The 11,377-nt window shown below is 57.6% G+C and carries 5 protein-coding genes; 4 read left to right on the top strand and 1 reads right to left on the bottom strand.

The features are described from left to right. Positions 1-91: 91 nt before the first annotated feature. From ptrA to recD, 3 genes are read left to right on the top strand one after another with little or no spacing between them, the layout of a single operon-like run. Positions 92-2,980: a pitrilysin gene (gene ptrA, locus SPL01S_RS12710; RefSeq protein ID WP_063200275.1), complete on the top strand. Its 2,889-nt coding sequence runs from the start codon at positions 92-94 to the stop codon at positions 2,978-2,980. Next, the gene (gene recB / locus SPL01S_RS12715; RefSeq protein WP_063200279.1) at positions 2,977-6,528 is read left to right on the top strand and encodes an exodeoxyribonuclease V subunit beta; all 3,552 of its coding nucleotides are present in this window, start codon (positions 2,977-2,979) and stop codon (positions 6,526-6,528) included. Before ptrA ends, recB begins: the two co-directional genes overlap by 4 nt. Further along, positions 6,525-8,375 (top strand): exodeoxyribonuclease V subunit alpha, encoded by a 1,851-nt coding sequence (gene recD / locus SPL01S_RS12720; protein ID WP_063200282.1) that lies wholly within the window; start codon positions 6,525-6,527, stop codon positions 8,373-8,375. The genes recB and recD overlap by 4 nt, the downstream gene beginning before the upstream one ends. Before the next feature lie 87 nt (positions 8,376-8,462). Here the strand turns inward: recD and argA are convergent, their stop codons facing one another. Beyond that, on the bottom strand, positions 8,463-9,788 hold the full coding sequence (gene argA, locus SPL01S_RS12725; RefSeq protein ID WP_006327565.1) for an amino-acid N-acetyltransferase: 1,326 nt from the start codon (positions 9,786-9,788) through the stop codon (positions 8,463-8,465). Between the two features lie 239 nt (positions 9,789-10,027). Between argA and amiC the strand changes: the two genes are divergently transcribed. After that, positions 10,028-11,278 carry an N-acetylmuramoyl-L-alanine amidase AmiC gene (gene amiC / locus SPL01S_RS12730; RefSeq protein WP_063200285.1) on the top strand — a complete coding sequence of 417 codons (1,251 nt, stop codon included), beginning with the start codon at positions 10,028-10,030 and terminating at the stop codon, positions 11,276-11,278. Positions 11,279-11,377 lie beyond the last annotated feature (99 nt).

The following is an 11,377-nucleotide window of genomic DNA, read 5'->3' on the forward strand; positions in this document are numbered from 1 at the left end:
GGTATATAGCCTTTTGTTGTGTTGTTTTGATGCACACCGCCAACGTCAGGGATTTGGCGTAGCGGTGTCAGAATAGGGGTTCATTTTGGATATGCGCAGACAGTTGGCCCGCATTACCGGGTTAGTATTATTGGCCATGTGTTGGGCACCGTTAAGCTGGGCCGCACAGGGATGGCAACCGCTGGCGGAGAAGATCAACAAAAGCGATCACGATCCACGCCAATATCAGGCGATTAAGCTGGCAAACGGCATGACCGTCTTGTTGGTATCCGATGCCCAGGCGCCAAAATCATTGGCGGCACTGGCGCTGCCGGTGGGATCGCTGGAGGATCCGAACAGCCAACTTGGGCTGGCGCACTACCTGGAGCACATGGTGCTGATGGGGTCCAAGCGCTATCCGCAGCCGGAAAACCTGGCGGAGTTTCTGAAAAAGCACGGGGGTAGCCACAACGCCAGCACCGCGTCTTATCGCACCGCGTTCTATCTGGAAGTGGAAAACGACGCGTTAGCGCCGGCGGTAGATCGCATGGCGGACGCCATTGCGGAGCCTCTGCTGGATCCCGGCAATGCCGATCGTGAACGCAATGCGGTCAATGCCGAACTGACGATGGCGCGTTCACGCGACGGCATGCGCATGGCGCAGGTCGGGGCGGAAACGTTGAACCCGGCTCACCCGAGCGCGCGTTTCTCCGGCGGTAACCTCGATACCCTGAAGGACAAGCCGGGCAGCAAGCTGCATGACGAACTGACGTCATTCTACCAGCGTTATTATTCGGGCAACCTGATGATGGGCGTGTTGTACAGCAGCAAGCCATTGCCGGAACTGGCCGAACTGGCGGCCAATACGTTCGGCAAAGTGCCCAATCGCGAAGCCAGCGTGCCGCCAATTACCGTCCCGGCGGTCACCCCTGAACAGCAGGGCATCATCATCCACTATGTGCCGGCACAGCCGCGCAAGCAGTTGAAAGTGGAGTTCCGCATTGATAACAACAGCGCTGAATTCCGCAGTAAGACCGATACTTATATTAGCTACCTGATTGGCAACCGTAGCCAAAATACCCTGTCTGACTGGCTGCAAAAACAGGGGCTGGCGGATGCGATCAACGCCGGGGCCGATCCGATGGTGGATCGCAACGGCGGGGTATTCTCAATCAGCGTATCCCTGACCGATAAAGGCCTGGCCAAGCGTGACGAGGTAGTGGCCGCCATCTTTAACTACCTGAAAATGCTGCGCAGCGAAGGCATCAAGCAAAGCTATTTCGATGAGATCTCCCACGTTCTCAACCTGGATTTCCGCTACCCGTCGATCACCCGCGATATGGACTACATAGAATGGTTGGTGGACACCATGCTGCGCGTGCCGGTAGAACACACGCTGGATGCGCCTTACCTGGCCGATCGCTATGACGCCAAGGCGATTGCCGAACGGCTGGACGCCATGACGCCGCAAAATGCGCGCATCTGGTTTGTCAGCCCGAATGAGCCGCATAACAAGATGGCCTATTTCGTCAACGCACCTTATCAGGTTGATAAAATCGAGCCGCAGCGTTTCGAACAGTGGCAGCAGTTGGGCAAGGGGATCAGTCTCTCGTTGCCTGCGCTGAATCCGTATATTCCCGATGACTTTACCCTGAACAAACCGTCTCACGAGTTCAAGAAACCGGAAATGGTGGTCGATCAGCCGGGTCTGCGGGTGTTGTATATGCCAAGCCGTTACTTTGCCGACGAGCCGAAAGCCGATGTCACAGTGGCGTTCCGCAACGCAAAAACCATGGATTCTGCGCGCAATCAGGTGCTGTTTTCGCTGACCGACTATCTGGCGGGTATTTCGCTGGATCAACTGAGTTATCAGGCCTCGATTGGCGGGCTGAGCTTCTCGACTTCGCCGAACAATGGCCTGATGTTCAATGCCAACGGCTTTACCCAGCGTTTGCCGCAGTTGCTGACCTCGCTGATTGAGGGCTATTCCAACTTCACGCCGACGGAAGATCAACTGGCGCAGGCCAAATCCTGGTATCTGGAACAGCTGGATTCGGCTGAGAAAGGGAAAGCGTTCGAGCTGGCGATCCAACCGGTGCAGATGGTTTCCCGCGTGCCGTACTCCGAGCGCAGTGAGCGCCGCGAGGTGCTGAAGACCCTGACGCTGAAAGATGTTCTGGCATACCGCGACAGCCTGTTGGCCGACGCCACACCGGAGTTGCTGGTGGTGGGCAATATGAGCAAGCAACAGGTGGATACCCTGGCCTCAACGCTGAAACACCGCCTGGGCTGCACCGGCATTGAATGGTGGCACGGCGAAGACGTTGAAGTGGCTAAAAAACAGTTGGCTAACCTGCAGCGTGCGGGTAGCAGCACCGACTCGGCGCTGGCGGCAGTCTATGTGCCGACCGGGTATGATGAAGTGACCGGCATGGCTTACAGCTCGCTGCTGGGGCAGATTATCCAGCCCTGGTTCTACAGCCAACTGCGTACTCAGGAACAATTGGGTTATGCGGTGTTTGCTTTCCCAATGTCAGTGGGCCGCCAGTGGGGAATTGGTTTCCTGCTGCAAAGCAACAGCAAGCAGCCGGCATATCTGTATCAACGCTATCAGGATTTCTACCCGAAAACTGAAAAGCGCCTGCGTGAGATGAAAGACGCGGACTTTGAACAGTACAAGCAGGCGATGATCAACGAACTGAAGCAGCGCCCGCAAACCCTGAGCGAAGAAGCCAGCCGTTTTGCCAATGATTTCGATCGCGGTAATTTTACCTTCGATACCCGCGAGAAGCTGATTGAGCAGGTTAAGCAACTGACGCCGACCAAACTGGCGGATTATTTCCACCAGGCGGTCATTCAGCCGCAGGGGCTGGCGGTGCTGTCGCAGGTCAGCGGCAGCGGGCAAGAGAAAGCGGATTATGCCGTGCAGCAAGACTGGGTCACCTATCCAAACGCCTCTGCCCTGCAGCAAACTCTGCCGCGTAAGGTGGCGACACCATGACAGAGGCTGCCCCGCAGAGGCTTGATCCGCTGACGCTGCCGCTGTTTGGCGAACGGCTGATAGAAGCGTCGGCGGGGACCGGCAAAACCTTTACCATAGGTGCGATGTATCTGCGCCTGCTGCTTGGCCTGGGCCAGGCGGCGGCCTTTCCCCGGCGGCTGACGGTGGAGGAGATTCTGGTGGTGACCTTTACCGAGGCGGCCACCGAAGAGCTGCGTGGGCGTATTCGCAGCAATATCCATGCGTTACGCATTGCTTGCGTCCGCGGTCTCAGCAAGGATCCCTTGTTGTCTGCGCTGATGGCGGAGATTGACGATCTGCCCGATGCCGCCGCGCAACTGCTAGCGGCCGAACGGCAGATGGACGAAGCGGCGATCTACACCATCCACGGCTTTTGCCAGCGCATGTTGACTCACAACGCCTTCGAGTCCGGCATTCTGTTTGAGCAAACGCTGGTGCAGGATGAATTGCCGCTACGGCGTCAAGCCTGTGCAGACTTCTGGCGTCGCCATTGTTATCCGTTGCCATTGGGCGTCGCTCGGGCGGTGAGCCAGGAGTGGAGCGGCCCGGAGGCGCTGCTGGCCGATCTTTCCGGCTATCTGAGCGGCGAAGCGCCAACGTTGCGTCGGCCGCCGAAAGATGAAGAAACGGTATTGATGCGCCATGAGCAGATCGTGGCGCGCATTGATGCTATCAAAGCGCAGTGGCAGGCGGCGGCGGGGGATCTGGAGGCGTTAATCAGCCAGTCCGGCGTGGATAAGCGCAGCTACAGCAGCAAACACCTGCCTAACTGGTTGCATAAGGTGGGTGAATGGGTGGTGCTGGAAACCCAGGATTACCAACTGCCGAAAGAGCTGGAAAAATTCCGTCAATCAGTGCTGCTGGATAAAACCAAAAAGGGCGATCCGCCCCGGCATGCCTTGTTTGTGGCAATAGATGAGTTGTTTGATGAACCGCTGACGTTGCGCGATTTGATAATGGCGCGGGCGCTGAGTGAGATTCGTCTCTCCATTCAACAGGAGAAACGCCAACGCGCCGAACTGGGTTTTGACGATCTGCTAAGCCGGTTGGACAGTGCGCTGCAAAGTGAAGGCGGCGAGCGGTTGGCGCAGGCGATTCGCCAGCGTTATCCGGTGGCGATGATCGATGAGTTCCAGGATACCGATCCGCAGCAATACCGTATCTTCCAAAAGCTCTACGTCGGCCGGTCGGAATGCGGCCTGTTGCTGATAGGCGACCCGAAACAGGCTATTTATGCCTTCCGCGGTGCCGACATCTTTACCTATATGCGCGCCCGTTCCGAGGTAAGCGCCCACTACACACTTGAGACTAACTGGCGCTCGTCACCGGCAATGGTGGGTAGCGTTAACCATCTGTTTACTCAGGTAGAAAAACCCTTCCTGTTCGGTCAAATTCCCTTTATTGAGGTGGCCGCCGCCGAGAAAAATCGCGGGTTGGCGTTTGAGCTGAATGATCAGCCACAGCCGGCGATGCAGTTTTGGCTGCAGCAGGGTGAAGGCGTTGGCGTTAGTGAGTACCAACAATTGATGGCGCGCTTGTGCGCCACGCAAATCCGTGACTGGCTCAGTGCCGGGCAACGTCAGCAGGCCTGGCTGGTGGACGGCGAAAAGCGGCGGGCGGTGCAGGCTTCCGATATTACCGTGCTGGTGCGCAGCCGCAATGAGGCGGCGTTGGTGCGTGATGCGCTCAGCGCTCTGGCCATCCCGTCGGTCTATTTGTCCAACCGCGACAGTGTGTTTGATACGCCGGAAGCCAAGGATTTGCTGTGGCTGTTGCAGGCGGTGCTGGCGCCGGAGCAGGAGCGCACGCTGCGCAGCGCCATGGCGACCGGGCTGATGGGGTTGGATGCGCAGGCGCTGGACGGTTTGAATCGCAACGAACGCGCCTGGGATAGGCTGGTCAATGAGTTCGATGAATACCGCACGCTCTGGCTGCGCCGTGGTGTCTTGCCCATGCTGCGCGAGGTGATGAATGAGCGCCACCTGGCGGAAAATCTGCTGGCCAGCCCCGGCGGCGAGCGTCGGTTGACCGACGTGATGCACTTGGGGGAGCTGTTGCAAGAGGCCTCTGCGCAACTCGACAGCGAACATGCGCTGGTGCGCTGGCTGGCACAACAGATTGCCCAACCAAATCGCCAATCCGACAACCAGCAACTGCGGCTGGAGAGCGACCGCCATCTGGTGAAGGTGATCACCATCCATAAATCGAAAGGGCTGGAGTTCGATCTGGTGTGGTTGCCGTTCGTCGGCAATTTCCGCCAGCAGCAGCAGGTGCTGTACCACGATCGGCAGAGTTTCCAGGCCCTGCTTGACCTTAACGCCGATGAAGAAAGTATCGAATGGGCGGAAGAAGAGCGGTTGGCAGAAGATTTGCGCCTGCTGTACGTAGCCTTGACCCGTTCGGTATACCATTGCAGCATCGGCATAGCGCCATTGATCCAGGGTACACGCAAGAAACAGGGTGATACCGATTTGCACCGCAGCGCGCTGGGTTACCTGGTGCAGGCCGGCCAGGCCGGAGATGCGGCCTGGCTGCAACAACGTCTGCAGCAACTGGCTGGAGGGGGAGTTGCACTGTCGTTGGTTGAACAACTGGATGAACAGGCCTGGCTGCCCCAAGCGCCGGCGTTAACCGAACTGGCGGCAAAAAGCTTCACGCGCCCGGTGCAGGATTTCTGGCGGGTGACCAGTTACACTGGCCTGCAGCAACACGGCTCTGGCCTGATGCAGGATCTGCTGCCACGGCTGGATGTCGACGCCGCAGGCGAACAGGCGCCGGACAGTGAGCCAGCGCTCACACCGCATACCTTCCCGCGCGGCGCAGCACCGGGAACCTTCTTGCACAGCCTGTTTGAAACGCTGGATTTCACCCAACCCCTTGATGAGCAATGGCTGTTTGAACAGTTGCAACAGCAAGGGTTTGCCGAGCACTGGCAACCGGTACTGCTGGCATGGATGCAGGTGTTGCTGAATGTCCCGCTCAATGATGCCGGTGTTTCGTTGTCGGCGCTGGCACCGCAGTATAAACAGGCCGAGCTGCAGTTTTACTTACCCATAGAAAAACTGTTGCAGGCGGATGAGCTGGATAAGCTGGTGAAAAATTACGATCCGCTTTCTGCCCGCTGCCCGACGCTGAATTTCCAGCAGGTGCAGGGAATGTTGAAGGGGTTTATCGACCTGGTGTTTTGCTGGCAGGGAAAATACTACCTGCTGGATTACAAATCCAACTGGCTGGGAGAGGACAGCAGCGCTTATACCCGTGCGGCGATGGAGCAGGCGATGGCGGAACACCGCTACGATCTGCAATATCAGCTGTACACGCTGGCACTGCATCGTTATCTGCGCCATCGGTTGCCGGATTATGACTATCAGCGCGACTTCGGCGGAGTGATTTATTTGTTCCTGCGCGGGGTAGACGCACAGCACCCGGGCAACGGCATTTTCGCCTGCCGCCCAGAGCCGCAGTTGGTGGAAGGTATGGACCGCCTGTTCAGCGGCGAAGCCATTACGGCGGAGGATGAACCATGATCGCTCTACTGGAGCAGGCGCAGGCACTTGGCGTGCTGCGCCCGCTGGACTTGCAGTTCGCCCGTATAGTAGCCGGGGAGGAAGAGCCTGACATTCTGCTGGCTGCTGCCTGCCTCAGTGCGGAGGCAGGCGCCGGCCATGTTTGCCTGATGCTGGAGCAGTTACTGCCGGAAAACCTGTTTGAGGGGCGTCAGCCGGAACTGGCTCAGGCCGTGTGGCTGGCGGCCGGGCAACCGGATCTTGCCCGTTGGCAGCAGCGCCTGACGGCCAGTGCGGCGGTGGGTGACGGCAGCAGCGCCATGCCGATGGTGCTGCAACAGCAGCGTTTGTACCTGCAGCGCATGTGGCAGAACGAAGGCGAGGTGGCAGAGTTTATCAGCAGCGACAGTATCCATCAGGCGGTTGACGAGCCTGAACTGCGTGCCATTCTCGATCGGCTGTTCGGCGAGGCGACGAATGAGCCGGACTGGCAGAAAATTGCTGCCGCAGTGGCCGCGACGCGGCGTATTGCGGTGATTTCAGGTGGTCCGGGCACCGGCAAAACCACCACCGTCGCCAAATTGCTGGCGGCGCTGGTACAGCTTGCCGATGGCAGGCGTTTGCGTATTCAACTGGCGGCACCCACCGGCAAGGCGGCGGCGCGGTTGACCGAATCGCTCGGCAGCGCCGGCAGGCAGTTGGCGTTAACCCCGGAGCAACGTGCGCTGTTCCCCACAGATGCGTCGACGCTGCACCGCCTGTTGGGCGCTCAGCCCAATAGCCAGCGCATGCGTTATCACCGTGGTAACCCGCTGCATCTGGATGTGCTGGTGGTGGACGAGGCTTCAATGGTCGATCTGCCGATGATGGCGCGTTTGATTGCCGCATTGCCCACCCAGGCGCGGGTGATTTTCCTTGGCGACAGAGATCAACTGGCGTCGGTAGAGGCCGGTGCTGTTCTGGGGGATATCTGCCGTTTTGCCGAGCAGGGATACAGCGCTGCTCGCGCGGAACAACTCACCCGGCTGACCGGCTGCCTGTTGCAGGGGCAAAGTGCGCAGGCGGAAGCTGCGGTGCGAGACAGCCTGTGCCTGCTGCGCAAAAGCTATCGTTTTGATGCTGATTCGGGCATTGGCCAATTGGCCTTTGCGGTGAATGCCGGTGACGGCAAGCGGGCGGCTTGGGCACTCAGCGGCAGCTTCAGTGACGTTGCGGGTTACCCATTGGCAGAAACGGCGGACTATCAGGCCCTGCTGAACGCCTGTGTAGCAGGCTATGGTGATTATTTGCAGCGGGTCGCTGCCAGGGCGGATGCGGGAGAGGTGCTGGAGGAATTTGGCCGTTTCCAGGTGCTGTGCGCGTTGCGCGAAGGGCCATTCGGTATCGCCGGACTGAATGAGCGTATCGAGGCGGGGTTGCAACGGGCCGGGCTGATCCAGCGTACGCCAGGGGCTTTGGGGCGTTGGTATCCCGGTCGTCCGGTGATGATTGGCCGCAACGACAGTGCGCTGGGGCTGTTTAACGGCGATATCGGTATCGCCTTGCGTGATGAGAGCGGCGAGCTGCGCGTGCATTTCCAACTGCCGGACGGCAACATCAAATCGGTGCAACCGAGCCGTTTACCGGCGCATGAAACCGCCTATGCAATGACGGTGCACAAGTCCCAGGGATCGGAGTTTGATCATACGGTGCTGGTGTTGCCCAATCATTTCCTGCCGGTACTGACCCGTGAACTGGTGTATACCGCCATCACCCGCGCACGTAGCCAGCTTTCGCTGTATGCCTCCGATAGCGTGCTGATGCGGGCGATACGCACGCCAACCCAACGCCGCAGCGGGTTGGCGGAGCGCTTGCAGATAACGGTATAAAAGCGAAACGGGTACTGAGGCTTTCAAACTGCAGTCAACAAGGCTACAGCTTGAAAGAAGACGGGCGCAGGCTACGCCCGCAGAGGATTACAAGTCCGCCAGCAGAATCTTCGAACGGCGTTGGTAGTTGTACAGCGCCTGTTTTTGCATCGGCAGCACGTCCACTTCCGCTGGCGTGAAACCGCGCTCCTGGAACCAGTGGATGCTGCGTGTGGTCAGCACGAACAGCTTTTGCAAACCCATCTGACGCGCCTGGCTTTCCACCCGTTGCAGCAGCATTTCCCCGCGGGATGAGCTGCGGTAGTCCGGATGTACCGCCACGCAGGCCATCTCGCCGATTTTCTCTTCCAGGAACGGATACAGCGCCGCACAGGCGATGGTCAGATTATCGCGCTCAATAATAGTGAATTTGTCGATCTCCATCTCCAGTTGCTCACGGGAGCGGCGCACCAGGATACCCTGTTGTTCAAGCGGGCGGATCAGTTCCAGAATGCCGCCGATATCGTTAATGGTCGCCCGGCGTACCTGTTCGGCGCTCTCCATGACGATCTGGGTGCCGATACCGTCGCGTGAGAACAACTCTTGCACCAGTGCTCCGTCTTCCTGATAGCTGATCAGGTGGCTGCGGCGCACGCCGCTGCGGCAGGCCTTCACCGCACCGCGCAGGAAACGTACGGTGCCTGAATGGTAATCGCCGCTGGCTTCGCGTTCTTCGATACGTTTTTGCGCGTCATTGGGGAACAGTTCGGAAATGATATTGCCTTCCTGATCGGTGACGCCCTGCGACGAGCAGAACCCGATCATTTTTTCCGCCTTCAGCTTGATGGCCAATTGGGTGGCCACTTCTTCTGACGTCAGGTTAAAGCTTTCGCCGGTAACGGAAACGGCGACCGGACCGATCAGCACGATAGCGTTACTGTCGAGTTGACGGTGGATCGCTTCTTCATCAATACGGCGAATACGGCCGCTGTGGCAGTAATCCACGCCGTCATCAATCCCTAACGGCTGGGCAATGATAAAGTTGCCGCTGACCACGTTGATGTGCGCGCCTTGCAGCGGCGTATTGTTGAGGCTCATCGACAGCCGTGCGGTGATGTCCAGTTGCAGCAGGCCCGCCGCTTGCTTAACCAGCTCAAGCGTGTGTGCGTCGGTGACCCGGGTATGCTTATGATAAATAGGTTCGTAGTTATGCTGCGCCAGATTGCTGTCGATCTGCGGCCGTGCGCCATAGACCACCACCAAACGAATCCCCAGGCTATGCAGCAGCCCGATATCGTTGACGATGTTGGAAAAATTCTCATGCTCTATGGCTTCTCCCCCAAGCATGACGACAAACGTCTTGCCGCGGTGGGCGTTGATATAGGGAACTGAGTGACGGAATCCTTGAACAAGCTCGGTACTACGTTCCTTCACGGCAAAACCTCTTTTGCATATTTATACGATATTTTTGTATTTTTATTCTTTTATGGCCCCGATGGCAAGCGGGAAATTGTCTGTATTTATTTGCGGAAGGGGCTAATGGGGTAATAAATTGAAAAACCTTGGAAAGATTTTCTGATGACAGCGCCGGGAGGATTCGTTAAAGTTTTTGCCATTCCCGTTTTATCGGCGTTTTTTCATCTGTTTTAACCTGTTATCACTGCCGGAGTCGCATGCCAAACTCAAATCACAATCTGGGCCGCCGTCGTCTATTGCAGGGGGTTGCCGCAAGTTGGTTGCTGAGTGTGAGTCGCATAGGCTTCGCTGCATCATCGCACGTGATTGCCGTACGTGTCTGGCCTTCTTCTACTTACACCCGGGTGACGCTCGAATCAAACACCGAACTGAAATATAAACAGTTTGCGCTGACCAATCCCGATCGCGTGGTGGTGGATATCGAAGGGGTGCATCTCAATAGCGTATTGAAGGGCATTGTCGGCCAGGTTCGTGCTGACGATCCCTATTTGAAACAGGCGCGCGTCGGTCAGTTTGATCAAAACACCGTTCGGCTGGTGTTGGAACTTAAGCAGAGCGTCAGCCCTCATATGTTTACTCTGCCGCCGGTACCGGAATATCGCAACCGTCTGGTGATGGATCTGTATCCCAGCAAGGGCGGCACTGGCGAAGACTATGATCCGCTATTGGCATTACTGGAAGATTACAACAAGGGCGATCTCGAGCGCACTTTGCCGGCCGAGGCGCCGCGGGCAGGCAAGGCGGGGCGCGATCGTCCGATTGTCATCATGCTGGATCCCGGCCACGGCGGCGAGGATCCGGGGGCGATTGGCAAATTCAAAACGCGCGAGAAGGATATCGTGTTGCAGATCGCCCGCAAACTGAGCGCGTTAATCAAGCGCGAACCGAATATGAAGGTGTTTATGACGCGCAATGAAGATGTGTTCATTCCGCTGAAGGTGAGGGTGGCGAAGGCGCGCAAGCAGCGTGCCGACCTGTTCGTTTCTATCCATGCCGATGCCTTTACCAGCCAGGCCGCGCGCGGATCTTCGGTATTTGCGCTATCGACCAAGGGCGCCACTAGTTCGGCGGCGAAATTCCTGGCGCAAACTCAAAACGAATCGGACCAAATCGGCGGCGTAAGCAAAAGCGGCGATCGCTATCTGGATCACACCATGTTTGATTTGATCCAAACCGCAACCATCAACGACAGTCTGAAATTCGGCAAGGAAGTGCTGAACCGAATGGGCAAAATAAACCGTTTGCACAAGAATCGCGTCGATCAGGCCGGTTTTGCGGTGTTAAAAGCCCCCGATATCCCTTCGATCCTGGTTGAGACGGCGTTTATCAGCAATATTGAAGAAGAGCGTAAGCTGAGAACCAGTCATTTCCAACAGCAAGTGGCGGAATCCATTCTGGCGGGTATCAAGGCGTATTTCGCCAACGGCGGCGCGGCAGCGCGTGGATAAGGTGTAAGCTGATGCGGCTGGGTGGGTGCCTGGCCGGGTTTTGGCAGATTTCAGATACAAAAAAACACCCGTTAAGGTGCTTATCTGTAGTCATTAAGA

The sequence above is a fragment of the Serratia plymuthica NBRC 102599 genome (genome assembly GCF_001590925.1).
In the GTDB taxonomy this organism is placed as follows: Bacteria; Pseudomonadota; Gammaproteobacteria; order Enterobacterales; family Enterobacteriaceae; genus Serratia; species Serratia plymuthica.